Origin of the sequence: Pseudoalteromonas sp. SIMBA_162, from assembly GCF_046535955.1 — a bacterium.
GTDB lineage: Bacteria > Pseudomonadota > Gammaproteobacteria > Enterobacterales > Alteromonadaceae > Pseudoalteromonas > Pseudoalteromonas marina.
In genome coordinates this window covers 1-231 of the sequence record NZ_JAWJBQ010001352.1, presented here as the reverse complement: position 1 = coordinate 231, position 231 = coordinate 1, and the positions used below count along the sequence as shown (strand labels likewise).

1 protein-coding gene is annotated in these 231 nt (G+C 45.0%); it reads left to right on the top strand.

What is annotated here, in order from left to right; translation table 11 throughout:
• Window positions 1–231 (top strand): hypothetical protein (locus R0J88_RS24035; RefSeq protein ID WP_410901463.1); only part of this gene is annotated, 231 nt, incomplete at both ends.

Below are 231 nucleotides of genomic sequence, written 5' to 3'. Positions count from 1 at the left end.
GGCTCAGATGAGCAACAACCTCAAGCGTCAACGCAAGCGCCTACAGCGACAGTTAACCCACCAGCCGTTGCAAGTTATGTAGATTTAGCGGGCGTTTTAGCCAGTAATAAAACAACACAAATACAGATTTTAGGGGAAAATACCGTGAGTCGCGGTGCTGTTGGCGCATCTATAGCAAACTCGCAAGCTACTATTGTCTTTACTCAAACAGAAACAATACAGGGTAATGTT